The sequence below is a fragment of the Glaesserella australis genome, assembly GCF_003260095.1.
GTDB classification, from domain to species: domain Bacteria; phylum Pseudomonadota; class Gammaproteobacteria; order Enterobacterales; family Pasteurellaceae; genus Glaesserella; species Glaesserella australis.
On record NZ_PTPX01000001.1, the window covers coordinates 138665 to 156940 of the forward strand.

At 40.9% G+C, this 18276-nt stretch carries 16 protein-coding genes; 11 read left to right on the top strand and 5 right to left on the bottom strand.

Going from position 1 to position 18276, the window contains the following annotated elements; genetic code table 11:
• Positions 1-92: 92 nt before the first annotated feature.
• Positions 93-845 (top strand): esterase family protein, encoded by a 753-nt coding sequence (locus C5N92_RS00765; protein WP_111748976.1) that lies wholly within the window; start codon positions 93-95, stop codon positions 843-845.
• A gap of 100 nt (positions 846-945) precedes the next feature.
• On the opposite strand, the gene C5N92_RS00770 is transcribed toward C5N92_RS00765, so the two are convergent.
• Positions 946-1773 (bottom strand): alpha/beta hydrolase, encoded by an 828-nt coding sequence (locus C5N92_RS00770; protein ID WP_111748977.1) that lies wholly within the window; start codon positions 1771-1773, stop codon positions 946-948.
• A gap of 128 nt (positions 1774-1901) precedes the next feature.
• On the opposite strand from C5N92_RS00770, the gene tldD reads away from it, so the two are divergent.
• The 3 genes from tldD to prmA all read left to right on the top strand — a co-directional run bounded on the left by tldD (position 1902) and on the right by prmA (position 5305).
• Positions 1902-3347: a metalloprotease TldD gene (gene tldD, locus C5N92_RS00775; protein ID WP_111748978.1), complete on the top strand. Its 1446-nt coding sequence runs from the start codon at positions 1902-1904 to the stop codon at positions 3345-3347.
• A 598-nt stretch (positions 3348-3945) separates the two neighbouring features.
• Positions 3946-4401: an IS200/IS605 family transposase gene (gene tnpA / locus C5N92_RS00780; RefSeq protein ID WP_111748979.1), complete on the top strand. Its 456-nt coding sequence runs from the start codon at positions 3946-3948 to the stop codon at positions 4399-4401.
• A gap of 22 nt (positions 4402-4423) precedes the next feature.
• Positions 4424-5305 carry a 50S ribosomal protein L11 methyltransferase gene (prmA, locus tag C5N92_RS00785; protein ID WP_111748980.1) on the top strand — a complete coding sequence of 294 codons (882 nt, stop codon included), beginning with the start codon at positions 4424-4426 and terminating at the stop codon, positions 5303-5305.
• A gap of 90 nt (positions 5306-5395) precedes the next feature.
• Here prmA and C5N92_RS00790 read toward each other — a convergent pair whose 3' ends face one another.
• Both C5N92_RS00790 and C5N92_RS00795 read right to left on the bottom strand, forming a co-directional pair.
• A complete protein-coding gene (locus C5N92_RS00790; protein ID WP_111748981.1) occupies positions 5396-7027 on the bottom strand; it encodes a phosphoethanolamine transferase in 1632 nt (543 codons plus the stop codon).
• Positions 7028-7224: 197 nt separating this feature from the next.
• Positions 7225-7620: a YgiW/YdeI family stress tolerance OB fold protein gene (locus C5N92_RS00795; RefSeq protein WP_111748982.1), complete on the bottom strand. Its 396-nt coding sequence runs from the start codon at positions 7618-7620 to the stop codon at positions 7225-7227.
• Positions 7621-7846: 226 nt separating this feature from the next.
• Between C5N92_RS00795 and rpoZ the strand changes: the two genes are divergently transcribed.
• A complete protein-coding gene (gene rpoZ / locus C5N92_RS00800; protein WP_005712079.1) occupies positions 7847-8128 on the top strand; it encodes a DNA-directed RNA polymerase subunit omega in 282 nt (93 codons plus the stop codon).
• A 118-nt stretch (positions 8129-8246) separates the two neighbouring features.
• Positions 8247-10358 carry a bifunctional GTP diphosphokinase/guanosine-3',5'-bis pyrophosphate 3'-pyrophosphohydrolase gene (gene spoT / locus C5N92_RS00805; RefSeq protein WP_111748983.1) on the top strand — a complete coding sequence of 704 codons (2112 nt, stop codon included), beginning with the start codon at positions 8247-8249 and terminating at the stop codon, positions 10356-10358.
• A 90-nt stretch (positions 10359-10448) separates the two neighbouring features.
• On the opposite strand, the gene C5N92_RS00810 is transcribed toward spoT, so the two are convergent.
• The gene (locus tag C5N92_RS00810; protein WP_111748984.1) at positions 10449-11726 is read right to left on the bottom strand and encodes an amino acid permease; all 1278 of its coding nucleotides are present in this window, start codon (positions 11724-11726) and stop codon (positions 10449-10451) included.
• A gap of 20 nt (positions 11727-11746) precedes the next feature.
• Positions 11747-12946: a MalY/PatB family protein gene (locus C5N92_RS00815; RefSeq protein ID WP_111748985.1), complete on the bottom strand. Its 1200-nt coding sequence runs from the start codon at positions 12944-12946 to the stop codon at positions 11747-11749.
• Positions 12947-13147: 201 nt separating this feature from the next.
• Between C5N92_RS00815 and C5N92_RS00820 the strand changes: the two genes are divergently transcribed.
• The 5 genes from C5N92_RS00820 (at position 13148) to murI (ending at position 18100) form a co-directional block, all read left to right on the top strand.
• A complete protein-coding gene (locus C5N92_RS00820) occupies positions 13148-13852 on the top strand; it encodes a helix-turn-helix domain-containing protein (protein ID WP_111748986.1) in 705 nt (234 codons plus the stop codon).
• 133 nt (positions 13853-13985) lie between these two features.
• Positions 13986-16067, top strand: coding sequence for an ATP-dependent DNA helicase RecG (recG, locus tag C5N92_RS00825; protein WP_111748987.1), 2082 nt, complete (start codon positions 13986-13988; stop codon positions 16065-16067).
• A 124-nt stretch (positions 16068-16191) separates the two neighbouring features.
• Complete coding sequence (locus C5N92_RS00830; protein ID WP_111748988.1) at positions 16192-16791, top strand: SGNH/GDSL hydrolase family protein; 600 nt, start codon at positions 16192-16194, stop codon at positions 16789-16791.
• Positions 16792-17283: a chorismate--pyruvate lyase family protein gene (locus C5N92_RS00835; protein ID WP_111748989.1), complete on the top strand. Its 492-nt coding sequence runs from the start codon at positions 16792-16794 to the stop codon at positions 17281-17283.
• A gap of 13 nt (positions 17284-17296) precedes the next feature.
• Positions 17297-18100, top strand: coding sequence for a glutamate racemase (murI, locus tag C5N92_RS00840; RefSeq protein ID WP_111748990.1), 804 nt, complete (start codon positions 17297-17299; stop codon positions 18098-18100).
• The last annotated feature ends 176 nt before the right edge of the window (positions 18101-18276 follow it).

Consider the following 18276-nt stretch of genomic DNA (forward strand, 5'->3'; position numbering starts at 1 on the left):
AGGGACACACTGCGTGTGTCCATTACATCTTAATTATTTAAGTGGACACACTCAGTGTGTCCCTACTTTTTAGAAAAACAAAGGACAAACAAATGCACTTTGAAAGACGTAGCCACTGGAGTGGTGAATTAGGGCGTGAAATGCACTTCAATGTCTATGGACACGCTGGCAAGCCTGTGATCGTTTTCCCATCATCAGGCGGAAACCAAAATGAATATGGCAACTTTGGTATGATCGAAGCTTGTCGCTCTTTTATTGATCGTGGATTAATCAAATTCTACACGCCAGATTCCTTTGATAGCGAATCTTGGCTTGCGGAGTGGAAATCAGGGCATGATATGGCACAAGCACATAACGCTTACGACCGCTATATTATCAACGAATTTGTGCCATTAATCCGTCACGAATCACAATGGGGCGGTGCGATGATTGCAACAGGTTGCAGTATGGGGGCTTATCACACCATCAACTTCGCACTTCGTCACCCTGATCTTTTTGATACTGCTATTGCGTTAAGCGGTGTTTATGATGCTCGCTTCTTCACAGACGAATATTATGGCGATGAAGCCGTTTACTTCAACTCACCGATCGACTACCTTTGGAATCAACACGATAATTGGTTCTTAGAGCGTTACTACCGCAATCACTACATTGTTGCCGTAGGACAAGGTGCGTGGGAAGAACAACACGTTATCAGTACTCAACGTTTAGAAGAAGTCTTTAGAGAAAAAGGCATTCCAGGTTGGTTCGACTACTGGGGACATGATATGGCTCACGACTGGCCATTATGGCGTCAACAAATGCCATATTTCCTAGGTAAGTTGGAAGAGCAAGGGATTATTTAAGTGATAAAGCACATCAAATGATGTGCTTTATTTATATGATAGCAAGCGGTGAGATTCTTGCGGAAATTTGCAATCTTTTTATAGAACTGACCGCTTGTACTTAATGATTCATCAACGAAAACCGTAAAAACTCGACAAAATGATCCGCCCAGTGCATCTCGTGGTGAATCTCGTTCGCCATGAGTTTTAAGCGAATGTTATCCAAGGGGTGACCCGTGCGGAGCAAGGCTTGATAATAGTGTAGCGTACAATCGATGTAGGCTTGGTTCATATTTGAGATAAAGTGCGAATCGACTTCATCACCTTCTTTCGTCCCCACCTGGATAAAGACCTTGCTCGAGCGGTTTAAGGGGTGAGTGTGGATAAACTCTAAAAAGGCAGGTTCGCTAAACCAAGAAGCAAGGGAAAAGACGCCCAAATGCCCAAAAACGTCAGGATATTCTGCCCCCATATAAGCGGTGATAATACCGCCCATTGAGCTGCCTGCCAATAGCGTATGCTCACGATCACGTTTGGTGCGATAATGTTGATCGATAAACGGCTTAACGCTTTCCACCACCCAACGCCCATACGCCATACCGTAGCCCCCAGCATTCTGCGTTTCAGGAGTTGAGCCGGTATCCGTTCGCCACGGACCGTATTCATCAAGGCGATTTTCGCCTGCATTATCAATCCCGACAATGATCATTTTCGGAAATTCTTTATGATTTTTAATCGTGGGGATCACTTTCCACGAATGACCTGAGTAAGACTCTTTGCTATAAAAGATGTTCTGCCCATCGTGCATATAAAGCACAGGGTAATGTCCTGCTTCTTCGCGATAACCTTTAGGTAACAGCACACGAATACGGCGTTGTTGGTTGAGATAAGGAACGTGCAGATAATGCTCACGCATTTCTAAAAAATAGTATTGAAGGGGATCTCGCATTGTAAAACTTCTTAGATAAAACAGATAATCAGCGGAAGTATATCACAGATCATATTTCCCTAAAAATTTCCCTATCCATTGCAAAAATCCGTTAAAATCGCACCGCTTATTACTTTTCGAGAAAATCAATGTTAAACCAAGTTTCAAACAGTCTGCTGTTGCCAAGCGGACTTCAATTATCCGATCTCACTAAAGTGTTAGATCATTTTTCGAGCCGTCAGATTGATTATGCGGATCTCTATTTTCAGTTCAGCCAAGATGAGAGCTGGTCGCTGGAAGATCGCATTATCAAAGAGGGCGGTTTTTATATCGACCGAGGTGTTGGTGTGCGTGCGGTATCGGGTGAAAAAACAGGCTTTGCCTATGCGGATCAAATCTCGCTCTCTCAGCTTGAACAGTGTGCAATAGCGGCTCGTAGTATTACGCAGGAAAGCGGTCAGTTATTGGTAAAACCTTTCAAAGAAACGACCGCTATCAAACGTTATACGTCAATCAATCCCCTTGATACCTTAAGCCGTGAGCAGAAAGTGGAGCTGTTGCACCTTGTGGATAACGTGGCAAGAGCGGAAGATCCCCGTGTTATTCAGGTGAATGCCAACTTGTCGGCGGTTTATGAAGAGATGTTAGTCTCGGCAACGGACGGCACTTTGGCGGCGGATATTCGTCCGTTGGTGCGTCTGTCGATTTCAGTGTTGGTTGAGCAAAACGGCAAACGTGAACGGGGCAGTGCAGGGGCAGGCGGACGCTTTGGTTTGGAATGGTTCTTTGAGCCACATCATACGGGCGACAGCCGTGCGGTTTATCTCGCCAAAGAAGCGGTACGACAAGCGGTCGTTAATCTTGATGCGGTTGCAGCACCCGCAGGCTCAATGCCGATTGTACTAGGGGCAGGCTGGCCGGGTATTTTGCTACACGAAGCGGTCGGACACGGCTTGGAGGGCGATTTTAATCGCAAAGAGTCGTCAATGTTCACAGGGCGAGTTGGTGAGTTGGTGACATCGCCACTCTGCACTATTGTAGATGACGGCACTGTGCCGAATATGCGTGGCTCGATTACCGTTGATGATGAGGGAGTACCATCCCAACGTAATGTGTTGATTGAAAACGGAATTTTGAAAGGCTATATGCAAGATAAGCTCAACGCACGTTTAATGGGCGTTGCCCCAACAGGAAATGGGCGCCGTGAGTCCTATGCTCATTTACCGATGCCACGAATGACCAACACCTATATGACCGAAGGCAACCACGAATTTGACGAGATGATCGAATCCGTCGAATTTGGCTTGTATGCTCCCCATTTCAGTGGCGGACAAGTGGATATTACATCGGGCAAATTTGTCTTCTCTACCGCAGAAGCCTACTTGATTGAAAAAGGAAAAATCACCAAACCTGTCACAGGGGCAACGCTGATCGGCAGTGGCATTGAAGCAATGCAACAGGTCTCAATGGTCGGCAAAAAAATGGAACTCGATTTAGGTATCGGCACTTGTGGCAAAGAGGGGCAAAGTGTACCTGTCGGCGTAGGGCAACCGACTGTTAAGTTGGATCGGATTACGGTTGGGGGTAGGGGGTAATACCTTGCACGCTAAAGCGTACAAGGTTAAGCATAAGTGAGCCACGCAGTGGCTCAGGGCATACAGTCCCAGTGGGACTGACTTATGACTAACCCTGTACGGCTTGCCGTGCAGGGTAGGTAGTAGCGTAATCAGATATATATCTTGCACGCTAAAGCGTACAAGGTTAAGCATAAGTGAGCCACGCAGTGGCTCAGGGCATACAGTCCCAACGGGGCTGACTTATGACTAACCCTGTACGGTGTGCCGTGCCGGCAGTAGTGTAATCAGATATATACCTTGCACGCTAAAGCGTACAAGGTTAGGCATAAGTGAGCCACGCTGTGGCTCAAGGCATACAGTCCCAGTGGGACTGACTTATGATTAACCCTGTACGGCTTGCCGTGCAGGGTAGGTGGCAATGTAATCAGATATATACCTTGCACGCTAAAGCGTACAAGGTTAAGTATAAGTGAGCCACGCAGTGGCTCAGGGTAGAGCATACCGTTATAACTAAATTTGTGATCTCGATCGAAAAACTTAAAATGTTTACTTGATAGCTTGCTTACCAATGCATACAAAATGTGGTCTTGTATAGATTATTTTTTAAGGAAATAAGATGAGTTATACGAGAGCGATTTATCACATTATTTTTCGTACAAAATCAGGTGTGCCAGCAATAACAGAAAACTATGAAGAAATTTTATATACGTTTATTTGGAAGTTTATCAAAGAGAGAAAATCGGTTTTATATCGTATAAATGGTATGCCTGATCATATTCATTTATTGGTTGATCTCCACCCTAAAATTGCGGTTGCAGATTTTGTGCAGCAATTAAAAAATGCGACTCATCTTTTGTTAGAACGTCATAAAGAAGAATTTCCATTTTTTACAGCTTGGGCTGTTGGTTATTGTGCTTTGACATACAGTGAAAGAGATAAAATACAAATTATTAATTACATAAAAAACCAAAAAACACATCATAAAACACAAAATTTTCTGAATGAAGTTAAATGCTTGATGATTGATAACGGCATTGAAATTAATGAAAAGTTTTTTGAAAGAGATATTTAGACTAGAAATAAAGGAAAACAAAATGGCTTGGGTACAAATTCGTTTAAATAGTACAGACAGAGAAGCTGAGAAAATCAGCGATTTTTTAGAAGAGATTGGGGCGGTGTCCGTGACTTTTATGGACAGCCAAGACACGCCGATTTTTGAGCCGTTGCCGGGGGAAACTCGACTTTGGGGCAATACCGATGTGGTGGCGTTGTTTGATGCAGAAACCGATATGAAAGCGATTGTAGCGGAATTGGTGGCAAGCAAATTAGTGGCGGTAGATTTTGCCCACAAAATTGAGCAGATTGAAGATAAAGATTGGGAACGGGAGTGGATGGATAATTTCCACCCAATGCAATTTGGCAAGCGGTTGTGGATTTGCCCAAGCTGGCGTGAAGTGCCTGATCCAAATGCGGTGAATGTGATGTTAGACCCAGGTCTTGCCTTTGGTACAGGAACACACCCGACAACTGCCCTTTGTTTAGCGTGGCTTGACGGGCTTGATTTGACGGGTAAAACGGTGATTGACTTCGGTTGCGGTTCGGGGATTTTGGCGATTGCGGCTCTTAAATTAGGGGCAAAACAGGCTATCGGGATTGATATTGACCCACAAGCGATTTTAGCAAGTCAAAACAATGCAGAAGCTAATGGTGTAGCGGATAGATTACAGCTCTTTCTTGCAAAAGATCAGCCGAAAGATCTCATTGCAGATGTTGTTGTTGCCAACATTCTTGCAGGTCCGCTTAAAGAGCTTGCGCCACAAATTATCACGTTAGTCAAACCGCAAGGAGATTTAGGCTTATCAGGTATTCTTGCCACACAAGCCGAGTCAGTCTGTGAGGCTTATCAAACGGCGTTCAATCTTGATCCTGTGGTGGAAAAAGAAGAGTGGTGTCGAATTACAGGCGTGAAAAAATAATCTTTCTTTTTAAATAATAACAAGCGGTGAGATTTGCAAAATATTTTACTAATCTCACCGCTTGTCTATTTAAACTATTTTAGATTTATTTTATTTACGACATTGTCCTAAAATATCTAAATCTTTACGATAAGTAGAAAGGGATAAATTTAAGTCTGTAGTACCAATTACAGAGTGGAAAAAATTATCGTGAGAATAGGTTTTTGTTTTCGCATTTTTACGAACACAATTTAAATCAAATGGCTCGTTTTTCACCCATTCTTTTGAGAACCACATAATCATAGGAACTTTGGTTTGATATTCAGGGGCAATAGAATAAGGCGCACCATGTAAATATAATCCATTTTCACCTAAAGATTCACCATGGTCTGACACATAAAATAATGTACTTTCCCATTTTTCATGGCTTTCTAACATTGAAATAATATTATTTAAAAACTGATCTAAATAAACAATACCATTATCATAGGTGTTTATTAATTCTTCATTGCTACAACGATTAATTTCATTGGTATCACACGTTGGCGTAAAGACTTTTTCTTTATCGGTATAACGTTCATAATAAGTCGGGCCATGACTTCCCATAGTATGTGCAACAATCACAATATCTTTATTTGTAGATTCTTTTAGTGCCTTTTCAATTTCAGGTAATAAAATATTATCCAAACATTCACCGTCACGACAAAATTCCGGCAGATTTAATTCAATAATATTTTTGGTAGGCACACGCTCACAGACACCTTTACAGTCGCTATTATTATTCAGCCACATCACATCCATGCCTGCACATTGCAGGATATCGAGTAAGTTATCTTGTTTATAGGCTTTAGCATTACTAAATTCATCTTGTGTTAAGGCAGAGAACATACAAGGCACGGAGACAGCCGTTGCGGTTCCACAGCTATTAACATCAGTGAAGTTGATGATTTCATCACCACGAGCGGCTAGTTTTGGCGTCGTTTGGCGTGCATAGCCATTAAGCCCCCAGTTTTGTGCACGGGTTGTTTCGCCAACGACAAGCACGGTGACATGGCGATAATCATCAGGCTTAGCTAATTTTGCATCTAAATCAAGTTGGGTATAAGGTAAATTATCACGATAGTGGTGACGAATTTTCTTAATACTTGATGCAACAAAATTTGATGGTGTAATTAAATATGGCAAGCTTTTATTATTACGGAAAAAAGAAGCGTAATCTTGATAATAGAATTTAGCAACACCTAAAATTACCACAACAGAAATCATTACACTCCCTAAGCGAGCTAATAATTCTTTCCACCACGGTTTATATTCTATTTTTACCGATAAATATAATAAGGTAGGAATAATGCCTAAACAAAATAACCATAATAAAAAGGATGTGGTTAATGTACGAGAGCTTTCTGCGAAGTTGGTTTGTAATACATTATTTAACATATCTACATCAAAGTAGATATTAAAAAAGAGAGAGTTATAACTAATTGCAGCACTAATTAAAATTAAGAGTGGAATAATTATTTTATGTAAATAGGGAATAGATAATACATTTAAAATAATATTCAATGCAAAGAAATAGACAAATGGAATAGTTAATAAGAAATAGCTTTCAGGTTGCCACGTTAGTGGTTGTGCAACTAGAACTTGTTCATAAAAACCAAGATTAAGCGCTAACGTAAAGTAGAGCGATACGATAAAATTTAGCGTTGTGGATGATAATTTCCATTTAGGAAGAAAGGAGAACATAAAAAAACCTTATAAAAATACATATTGCCTTGCTTAGAGATAGGATTTTAAATTACGTTCACATCTTTACATAATTTTTTATCTTTTTGCCTAAAATATAACAATATTATTACTGTTGATAATAGTTCGTATATAAATAAAGATCGGATTTGCAAAATATTCTGCAAATCCGACCGCTTGTATATTATTAAAAGAAATTATTTTTTAGTGACTTGTTTTACATCAATCTCGGTTTTACCCCACTCGCTATCGACTTTACCACGAATTTGAATGGTATCTTGTGGAGAAATGGTTTGACCTTGCCATGCATGTTTGCTCACATCGATCTGAATTTCACCTGTTGCATCTTGGAAAGTAAATTCATCTTTATCGATCTGTTTGACGATTTTACCTTCTAATAACGCGGGTGTGTCATCGCTCGCTTTAAGGGCATCTGCAACGGTTTTAACTGCAAGGCTTTCATCAAAGAAGCCTTGTTGCATTTGACCTTTGCCGTCATGGTAACCACCACGGTGGCGATCGTCGCCATCACCTTTTGCCATAGAGACGGTAGAAACGGCTAATAATGTTGTTAAGATAATTGCTTTTTTCATAGATTACTCCGAATAGTTAAAATAGTTATTTAAGTTTACTGTTTTCAACGAAGGTGTCTTGCCTTTCGTTGTGTGTATTAAAACAAGCAAATCTTAAAAAAATCTTAAGAAATAAATATTTTTCAAAAATTTTTTATTTTTCTATCTTGATTGCTACTCTTAAGTAACTTCTGTATAATCTCCAACCTTTTATAAGTTCAGAATTTTGCAAAATTTGGAGTAAACAATGGCTCGTGTAACCGTTCAAGATGCAGTAGAGAAAATTGGTAACCGTTTTGATTTAATTTTAACGGCGGCGCGCCGTGCAAGACAGCTTCAACTTCACACACGTGAACCGCTTGTAGCAGAAGAAGGCGACAAACCAACGGTTATCGCTTTGCGTGAGATTGAAGAAGGTTTAATCAACAATCAAATTATGGATCAGCAAGAGAAATTTGATGCGATTGCACAAGAAGTGGCAGAAAAAGAAGCGATCTCTTTTCTTGCAGATGTACAAGCAAATTCATAATTCGCTTAACTTTTAAGTAAAATGGACAATCAAAAGGGTAATTTACTCTTTTCATTGTCCATTTTTCGTTATACATTATCTTTATTTTTCTAATGTTTTCATTGTGGTGGAGTAAAAAGTGGAACTATTTGAGAGTCTTGATCGGATTATTCAGCGGTATTTACCCGCAGATCAAATAGAGATCGTTAAGCGCGCTTTTCTTGTCGCAAAAAATGCGCACGAAGGGCAGTTTCGCTCAAGTGGCGAACCTTATATTACTCACCCTGTCGCTGTAGCCTGCATTATTGCAGAGATGAAACTCGATCACGAAGCGGTAATGGCAGCGTTATTGCATGATGTGATTGAAGATACACCTTATACCGAAGAGCAACTTGCCGCAGAGTTTGGCACAAGTACTGCAGAGATTGTGCAGGGTGTATCAAAGCTCGATAAACTCAAATTCCGCACTCGCCAAGAAGCGCAAGTCGAAAACTTTCGTAAGATGATTTTGGCGATGACCAAAGACGTGCGAGTCGTGTTAATCAAACTTGCCGACCGTACCCACAATATGCAAACCCTTGGCGCATTACGTCCAGATAAGCGACAGCGCATAGCCAAAGAAACCTTAGAAATTTATACACCATTGGCTCACCGTTTAGGCATTGAGCATCTTAAAAACACCCTAGAAAATCTCTGCTTAGAAGCGATGTATCCCCATCGCTATCGTATATTAAAAATGGCAGTCGATGCCGCAAGGGGATCGAATCAAGAGATGATTCAACGCATCTCAAATGAAATTCAAGCCCGATTAGGTGAGTTTGGCATTAAAGCCAGAGTCTATGGCAAAGAACGTCATCTCTATTATCTTTATGAACGTATGCGCCAAAAGGCACAACGTTTTAATTCTATTTTGGATATTTACTCGTTTCGTGTTGTCGTGGATAGTATCGACAACTGCTATCGTGTATTAGGGCAGATGCATAGCCTGTATAAGCCCCGCCCATTCCAAGTCAAAGATTACATTGCCGTGCCGAAAACCAACGGCTATCAGTCGTTACATACGTCAATGATCGGTCCAAAAGGTGTGCCAGTAGATGTGCTGATTCGTACGGAAGAAATGGATCAAGCCGCTCGCCTTGGTGTCGCAGCATTTTGGGGCTATCAAGAGCAGGCGAATATGAGCGTGCAAGTGCGAGCGCAACAATGGCTTAAAAGTATTGTAGAAATGCAGCAAAGCGCAGGTAATTCAGCAGAATTTATTGAGAACGTCAAATCCGATCTTTTCTCAAGCGACATCTACGTCTTCACACCGAAAGGTAAAATTGTACAGTTGCCCGCCAATGCGACTGCCGTCGATTTTGCTTATGCCGTGCATACAGACGTGGGAGATCGCTGTATTGGTGCTGTGGTTGATCATCAGCCTTATCCACTTTCACAGGCGTTACAATCAGGGCAAACCATTGAAATTCAAATGGCAGAAAGCCCACGTTTAAATGCCTTGTGGCTCAACTTTGTCGTGACGGCTAAAGCCCGTTCGTGCATTCGCAATACATTAAAACGTCAGCAACGTACGGAAGCGATTTCACTTGGTCGAAGACAGCTTTTATTGTCGCTGAATTTGCAAAATTTTGACGGAATCGACCCGCTTGTTATCCAAACGGTATTGCACGACTTAAAACTAGAGCAGTTCGACGACTTATTGGCAGAAATTGGTTTAGGTAATCAAATCAGTGGCGTAGTCGCTCAACGTTTATCGGGTAAAACCTTAGAAATTGATACCGATGGCAACCCTGAAAACAATCAACCGCTTGCAATTCAAGGCGTGGATAGCGGTTTGATTAGCTTTGCAAAATGCTGTTTGCCTGTGCCAGGGGACGAAATTATTGCCCATATCAGCTCGGGTAAAGGATTAATGGTACATAATTTGACTTGTCGAAATGTCAAAGATGCCACTACCGATCATCGTCATTATCTGCCTGTGAGTTGGGAAATTGCTAAGGATAAGTCGGTCGAATTTGAAGCAGAAATCGTTGTGGATATTCTTAACCAACAAGGTATTTTAGCGGGTATCACCTCAGCCATTGCCAAAATGAACAGCAACATTCTCGACATTCACAGCCAACAGCGAGAAGGCGGTGTTTATCAAGTGAAATTATTAGTGAGCGTTACCGATAGATCTCATCTCAACGATATTTTAGCCAAACTCAGTCATTTGGTTGGCGTGGTGAAAGCGGTGAGATCGAGTGTGTGATTTATGAATTAAATTCAGTGTTTGGATATGAAAGGCTAAGTTTGATATGGTATCAAACTTAGCCTTAAATCTTTTCAATATACTAGAGCGTTATTCAAAGAAACTAAATAGGGGTGAAATACAGAGTAAGATGCCAAAGAAAGCCACATACCAAGCTTTAAAGCCTTTCAAATCACTTAGATTTGCTACTTTATAGATAAGGTAAACAGGAATCAAACAAGCAATAATACCATAGGTAGGTCCTGCAAGCTGTAGTAAATAAAGTACTGAGAATTTTGTAGAGACCCAAACCCAAAGAGCCAAAATAATAAAAATGGTTACTGAATAATGCAATACCATTTTATTGATCCTTTTTTCTTCTATGAAACGGCTAAGTATATTGATAACAATCCCTTTAATAGATTCTTGTACACCTAAATAGATCCCTAAGAAAGCAGTAATAATTGAGAAAACATTCAAGATACTTGCCATTACCTTAATCGCATCACTTGACATTACTTGTGCTGCAATGGCAAGAGCTGATATATTTTGTTCAAATGCCTGTACTGCTTGCTCGTGGCTAATAGAGAATGTAAACGAGAAAGCAAAGAAGAGAACAGCGATGGCAAGAATAATATAAGTAATACGATTTACTCTTACTGCTCGGTAGGCTGCAATTTCTTTATTACTTTCAATTTTACGATATGCAATATTCATTGGATTTAGAATTTGCACAAATAAGATAGAATATAAGGTGAATGGTAAAGTAAGGAAGACATCTCGTAGGAAAGGTAACAACTCTGGGAAGGACGTAATATTGTCAAAATTCCAATAAGGTATCATCAGTAAGCCTAAAATCAAAATGATACTAAATTTTACAATAATCATCGGTCCCGATACTTTAAATAGAAGTTTCTCTCCTTGTGCTGCAATAGAAACTAGTATTGTAAATACAATGAGACTATACCAAGGTTTTTCTGATAGGAGTGTTTCTGTAATACCAAATGTCTTGATATAGGAAGCGCTATCGAAAATAACAGCTAACGAATAAGAAAGAAATATCATTATAAGAGAAAGAAAGTAAATCGCACCAAGAGTTACTCCCCAGTTCTTACCTAGATATTGTGAAATTATATTAGTGTAATTCTCACATTCTTCAGTTCTCGATAATGTTTTTAAATAGAGATCTTGAAGAAAGTAAATTGCAGGGTAAGACAAGGCAATAGCTACAATAAAGACCCAAATACCTTTTAATCCAATTTGAACTGGCATAAAAACAATTCCAGCCCCAATTGCCATACCGATACATAAAACAACCCAACCAGCATCATACATTGTAAAAGGTATTTTTTTAGGATCTATTTCTTGTTTTGATATTTGGTTACTCATAATAAATTCCTTATTGTTTTTTAGTTTTTGCTATTTACTGCTGTACAAATTCGTTTCATTCCTTCCGCTAGAAGAGCTTTTGGACAAGCCAAATTTAATCGAATACATCTATCTGCGTTTTGTACAAACATATTTCCATCTTCAAGTAAAACACCAGCTTGATAAGCAAAAAATCTAGATAAATCTTCATGAGGTTCAAAATATGCACTTAAGTCTATCCAGCCTAGATAGGTAGCCTCTGGAATACGGTATTTAGCTTGTGGTAGATGCTCAGATAAATAGTCACGAACAAATTGAAAGTTCTTATCTAAATAGATTTGTAGTTCAGATAACCAATCTTGCCCTTTTTCATAAGCGGCTTGTGCAGCAGCGATACTCAGAGGATTATCGAAATTGTAATGGCGATTTAGCCAAACCTGTTTAAGTTCCTTATTGCGAATAATGACATTAGAAATCATTAATCCTGCCATATTAAAGGTTTTACTTGGAGCCATTGCTGTAATTAAACGTTCGTAATTAGGCATTATTTTACCAAAAGGTATATGAGTTAAGCCCACTCTCAATAAATCACAATGGATTTCATCTGAAATAACCCAAAGTTGATGTCTTTCAATGATGGCGGCAAGTTTTTCTAACTCTGTTTTTGTCCAAATACGTCCACATGGATTATGTGGATTACATAAGATAAATAATGTTGTTTTAGGATCAGCGGCTTTTTTCTCTAGATCTTCAAAATCAATTTGATAATAACCGTCAGTATTTTTCAAATCAGAGCAGACGATTTGTTTGTGGGTGTGGTCAGCGGCGTATTTGAAATAAGCATAAGATGGGGTAAGAAAGAGAACTTTTTCGTCAGATTTGCAGATGTAATCCACAAGTTCGAATAGGGCGGGAATAATACCATTGGACATTACCAAATCTTTTTTATCGAAGCTCCAGTCATAACGTGTTTTACACCAGTTGGCAAATGCTTGATAATAACTGTCTTCGTGTACTCTGGTATATCCAAAAATTCGTTTATCTAGCCTTTGCTTGATTCCTTCAATAATGACATCTGGCGTGGCAAATTCCATATCCGCTATCCACATTCGAATAAATTCTTCATCTTTATAGGGGAATTCCATTGTTCCATCATCATCTTTAAAGATATAAGAACGAAAGCCATCAGTATTTAACGCATTTGTATGTCTGCGTTCAATGATTTCATCGAAGTTATACATTGTGATCTCCTTTTGTGTTGTTAAAGTGATCTTTATTCTAAGCACTGATTTTACTCAGTCAAATCAAGCCAGTTTTCTTTAAAGTAAAAATTTAACTTTTAAATTTTCTTCAAAATATAAAAATGAGTGACGCAAAGCATTGCGTTTCTAGAATAAATAAAATAGAGTATTTAGTGTAACTTTTTATCTTTGTAGGAAAATATGAACATCAATATTGAAATTGGGCGTTTAATCCGTATCGCTAGAAAAAAAAGTGGCTTAACTTTAGTAGAATTCTCAAAGCTTGTTTATAAGAATCCATCAACGCTATCTAAGTATGAAAAAGGAGAAATTGTTCTTGATATACCAACCCTATATCATATTGCACAAGTGTTAAATATTGATATTGAGCAGTTGTTGATTCGTCCACATAGAGAATTGAAGACCAGCCTTACAGCCAAAGTGCCAACTTTCTTTATGGGGTTATCACAATTTTATGCCTATTTTTATGATGGTCGTAATAATTCTATTGTACCTTGCGTTGTTGATCTTATTAGTCAGCTAGAAGAAAATCGTTTTAAGGTCGTTATGTATATGAATTATAAGGATTTTAATAATTATCAAGAATGTGAGAATACTTACACAGGCTACATTGAACATTTTGATGCAGTCACTAATATTATTTTGATAAATAAGCATATGCCAATGGAAAAACCGAGTATTCAAATCCTTGCCTCACAGCTGGAAGCAGATAGAAAATGGGGGCTGTGGACGGGATTTTCTACACGTCCAATGATGCCTGTTTCAATGAAAATGCTTTTTTCTAGAATACGTTTAAGCGAAGATACTGAATTACTTAATCAGCTGCGTATTTCGAAAGAAGATATTAAATTATATCGTTTATATAATATGTTTATGGTTATTTAATCGTTATTCTCTTACCTAATTTGGGGAAAATGGAAAGAACTATCGGATAATTTGCAAATCATAGAAAGGTGCCATTGCGACACCCATTGTTCTTTTATACAATCAAGCGGTTATTTTCCACAACCATTTTACAATGAGCCAACAACTATTAGACGGTGTGCCGCTGACTGCTCTTTCGGGCGTGGGGGCGGCGATTTCAGAGAAACTCAGTCGGATCGGCATTAATAATGTGCAGGATCTGCTGTTCCATTTGCCGATGCGGTATGAAGATCGCACTCGGATCACGCCGATTGCTGATGTGCGTCCTGAAAGTTTTGCGACTGTCGAGGGCTTTGTGCAACTGACGGAAGTGCAGTTTGGTCGCCGTCCGATTTTAAGTACCACCATTTCTGACGGTACGAGCAAAATCACCCTGAAATTTTTTAACTTCAATGCAGGAATGAAAAATAGCCTTGCAACTGGGGCAAGGGTAAAAGCCTTTGGGGAGATTAAACGGGGGCGGTTTATGGCGGAAATTCATCACCCTGAATACCAAATTATTCGGGGGAACCAACCGCTTGAGCTGGCGGAAACGCTGACGCCGATTTATTCGACAACGGAGGGGCTGAAACAGGCTTCGTTGCGTAAATTGACTGATCAGGCGTTGGCGTTGTTGGATCGGGTGCAAGTGGCAGAGCTGTTGCCCGATGAATTTAATCCGCACAAATATAGCTTAAAAGAAGCGTTGCAACTGTTGCACCGTCCGCCGCCGAGTGTGTCGTCTGAGCTGTTAGACAAAGGCGAACACCCTGCTCAGAAACGGCTGATTTTTGAAGAGCTGTTGGCACATAATTTGGCGATGCAACAGGTGCGAATGGGCGTTCAGCAACATTTTGCCGAGCCGTTGTGTTATCAAACTAATCTCAAACAACGCTTTTTGGCAAGTTTGCCGTTCCAACCGACCAATGCTCAACGGCGAGTAACTGATGAGATTGAACAGGATTTAGCCAAGCCGTTTCCGATGATGCGGTTGGTGCAGGGCGATGTGGGGTCGGGTAAAACGTTGGTGGCGGCGTTGGCGGCGTTGTTGGCGATTGATAACGGCAAGCAGGTGGCGTTAATGGCACCAACGGAAATCCTTGCGGAGCAACACGCCAACAATTTTGCCAACTGGTTGAAGCCGTTTGGGATTGAAGTGGGCTGGCTGGCTGGCAAGGTGAAAGGCAAGGCGAGAACGGCACAGCTAGAAGCGATTAAAAACGGCGATGTGCAGATGATTATCGGCACGCACGCTCTGTTTCAAGATCAGGTCGAGTTCAACAATTTGGCGTTGGTGATCATTGATGAACAGCACCGTTTCGGCGTACATCAGCGTCTGACCTTGCGAGAAAAAGGGGCGAAAGGCGATGTGTATCCACACCAGTTGATTATGACCGCCACGCCGATTCCACGCACGTTGGCGATGACCGTTTATGCCGATTTGGATACGTCTATTATTGACGAGCTACCGCCGGGGCGAACGCCGATTACTACGGTGGCAATTTCGGAAGATCGCCGAGATGAAGTAGTTCGCCGTGTTTATCAAGCCTGCAAAAATGAGCAACGGCAAGCCTACTGGGTTTGTACCTTGATTGACGAGTCGGAAGTGTTGGAAGCACAAGCGGCGGCGGCAATCGCCGAAGATTTGCAACGAGCCTTGCCTGATTTGCGGATCGGCTTGGTTCACGGGCGAATGAAACCGCAAGAAAAACAAGCGATTATGGCGGAATTTAAGGCGGCAAATATCGATTTGTTGGTGGCAACAACGGTGATTGAAGTGGGGGTGGACGTGCCGAATGCGAGTTTGATGATTATCGAAAACTCGGAGCGTTTAGGGCTGGCACAGCTTCACCAACTGCGTGGGCGTGTCGGGCGTGGGGCAACGGCTTCCCATTGCGTGTTTATGTACAAAGCACCGCTCGGCAAAATTTCATCAAAACGCTTGCAAGTGCTACGAGACAGTCAAGATGGCTTTGTGATCGCTGAAAAAGATCTTGAAATTCGTGGGCCAGGCGAAGTGTTAGGCACAAAACAGACGGGAATGGCGGAGTTTAAAATCGCCAATTTAATGCGAGACCGCAAGATGATCCCGTTGGTGCAAAATTATGCAAAACAGCTGACCGTAACCTATCCCGAGATCGCCAAATTGCTTATTCGCCGTTGGCTAGATGAAAAAACGGTGTATAGTAATGCGTAAATATCAGCATAAAAATATGTGTAGGGACACACTGCGTGTGTCCCTACGAGTGAAAAACGTGTTATAAATTACCAACAACCCCAAGCGGTAAAATTTAGCCTATTTTTTACTAAAGGAACAAACAATGAAAACAGATCAAGATATTTTAAACCGAGCCTTAAGCAAACAAGCGGAGTTTGACAAATCGCCACAAATTAGCCTTGTTGGGCATTCGTTATTTGATATGTGGGCGGATATGGAACAGGGTACGCCAAATTTGGCAGGGCGGACGGTGGCGAATTTAGGTTTGTCAGGGACGAGTACACGTCAATACCTTGATGTGATTGTAAAAGGCAATTTAATCAAACAGTTAGGTGATGATGTCTTTCTCTTTTTAGGGGTAAACGATATTGTGAAAGAGCCTGATTATTCGCCAAAACAGGTGTTGGATTGGCTGTTGGAGATTGTGGATCATTTCAGACGCTTATCGCCAACGTCTCGCTACTATCTGTTGGAAGCGACACCTGTAAATAACATTGCGACCACCGATAATGCGGATATTTTGCTGTTAAATCAATATATTGAAGTACATTGCCCTGCGGATATTCGCTATGTGAAAACGTGGAATGCCTTTGCAAATCAAGAAGGTAAGCTCGATCTCAACCTTTGCCACGACGGTTTGCATTTCACCCAACAAGGCTATGATGTGTTAGAGAAAATCTTGTTGGAACAGCTTGGGGCATAAATGCACGATTTCGACCTGTATCGGAAGATCTTAGCCACAACCGCTTGGCAAACATCGGAAGTCGGTTTGCCAAGCGATGTTGCACAATGGTTGTTACATACCCATTCTCTCACGGAAAAGTTGCAACAAGTTTGCACCAAGTTGCAGGTTGAGATTGTGCAGCAAGGGTGGCAAGCGGTCACTTTTGAGCAAAAATTTGCAAAAACGTGGGTCAGGGAAGTGTTGCTAAAAGGCGATGAAAGTAGTTGGCTTTTTGCTCAAACGTTACTGCCTGAAGCGACCATTGACGCTGTGGCTCAAGCGGTTTTAACTTTGGGCGATAAACCGATTGGCTTGTGGCTCTTTCCGCAACATCCGCAACGTGTAACGTTGGAATGGCAACAAGATCAACAAACGGGCTTGTACGCTCGCCGTTCGCAACTGTTGCTAAAAGGCTATCCGTTAGAAATTCGAGAGCTGTTTTTGCCACCATTTTCCTTTGAAACCATTTAAATAAAAACATCTAATGAAACCAACAATTCTACTTTATGACTCTGGAATGGGCGGATTGACCATTTACGATGCCATTCGGGAAAGCCTGCCAGACGCACATTATCTCTACTGTTTTGACAACGCCTATTTTCCCTATTCGGAAAAATCGGAAGCGGTGTTGATCGAACGAGCGGTGTTTATTGTGCAAAAAATTGCCGAGATCTACCCGCTTGATTTGGTTGTCGTGGCGTGTAACACCGCAAGTACGGTGGTTCTGCCTGCCTTGCGAGAGCGATTTGCAATGCCGATTGTGGGGACGGTACCAGCGATTAAGCCTGCGGCACAGATTTCTCAAACGAAAACCATTGGGTTATTAGCAACGAAAGGGACGGTGGTTCGCCCTTATGTTGATGAGCTTGTAGCACGTTATGCGAAAGATTGTGTGGTGGAGCGAATTGGTTCGACAGATTTAGTGGAAATTGTGGAAGAAAAGCAACAGACGGGTGTAGTAGATATGCTTCGCTTACAAAAAGTGGTGGCAGAATGGCAAGATTACCCGAAATTAGACACGGTAATTTTGGGCTGTACTCACTTCCCTTTAGTAAAAGATGAGTTACAACAACTTTTGCCTAACGTGAAATTTTTTGTAGATCCAGGTAATGGGATTGCTAACCGAGTGGTGAACTTACTGAAAGATATAGAGATAAAAGCAGATCACGAAAAGAGAGAAAATCAGGCGTTTTGTACGAAAAATAGTGCGGATTTCCTAAAAAGAGAACAGGTGATGCAAAAATGGGGTTTCAGACAGTTAAATGTACTTCATTTTGACGAAAAATAATATGTTTATAAATCAATATGTTATGTTTTGTTGATAATGTGATTTGTTGAAAAACAAAACATTTAGAAAAAAACTTTAAAAAAGTGCTTGCACGTATTTCTAAAATCTCTATAATGCGCACCACACAACGACGCACTGTTGTGAAGCAGTTAAGATTACAGTGCGTCGTTCTTTTT

What these genes read in the sequence shown, in the direction of transcription:
- rpoZ (WP_005712079.1), top strand. Translation starts at nt 7,847, where the DNA reads ATGGCTCGTGTAACCGTTCAAGATGCAGTAGAGAAAATTGGTAACCGT.
- recG (WP_111748987.1), top strand. Translation starts at nt 13,986, where the DNA reads ATGAGCCAACAACTATTAGACGGTGTGCCGCTGACTGCTCTTTCGGGC.
- tnpA (WP_111748979.1), top strand. Translation starts at nt 3,946, where the DNA reads ATGAGTTATACGAGAGCGATTTATCACATTATTTTTCGTACAAAATCA.
- C5N92_RS00810 (WP_111748984.1), bottom strand. Translation starts at nt 11,726, where the DNA reads ATGAGTAACCAAATATCAAAACAAGAAATAGATCCTAAAAAAATACCT.
- prmA (WP_111748980.1), top strand. Translation starts at nt 4,424, where the DNA reads ATGGCTTGGGTACAAATTCGTTTAAATAGTACAGACAGAGAAGCTGAG.
- tldD (WP_111748978.1), top strand. Translation starts at nt 1,902, where the DNA reads ATGTTAAACCAAGTTTCAAACAGTCTGCTGTTGCCAAGCGGACTTCAA.
- C5N92_RS00795 (WP_111748982.1), bottom strand. Translation starts at nt 7,620, where the DNA reads ATGAAAAAAGCAATTATCTTAACAACATTATTAGCCGTTTCTACCGTC.
- C5N92_RS00770 (WP_111748977.1), bottom strand. Translation starts at nt 1,773, where the DNA reads ATGCGAGATCCCCTTCAATACTATTTTTTAGAAATGCGTGAGCATTAT.
- murI (WP_111748990.1), top strand. Translation starts at nt 17,297, where the DNA reads ATGAAACCAACAATTCTACTTTATGACTCTGGAATGGGCGGATTGACC.
- C5N92_RS00830 (WP_111748988.1), top strand. Translation starts at nt 16,192, where the DNA reads ATGAAAACAGATCAAGATATTTTAAACCGAGCCTTAAGCAAACAAGCG.
- C5N92_RS00820 (WP_111748986.1), top strand. Translation starts at nt 13,148, where the DNA reads ATGAACATCAATATTGAAATTGGGCGTTTAATCCGTATCGCTAGAAAA.
- C5N92_RS00765 (WP_111748976.1), top strand. Translation starts at nt 93, where the DNA reads ATGCACTTTGAAAGACGTAGCCACTGGAGTGGTGAATTAGGGCGTGAA.
- C5N92_RS00835 (WP_111748989.1), top strand. Translation starts at nt 16,792, where the DNA reads ATGCACGATTTCGACCTGTATCGGAAGATCTTAGCCACAACCGCTTGG.
- C5N92_RS00790 (WP_111748981.1), bottom strand. Translation starts at nt 7,027, where the DNA reads ATGTTCTCCTTTCTTCCTAAATGGAAATTATCATCCACAACGCTAAAT.
- C5N92_RS00815 (WP_111748985.1), bottom strand. Translation starts at nt 12,946, where the DNA reads ATGTATAACTTCGATGAAATCATTGAACGCAGACATACAAATGCGTTA.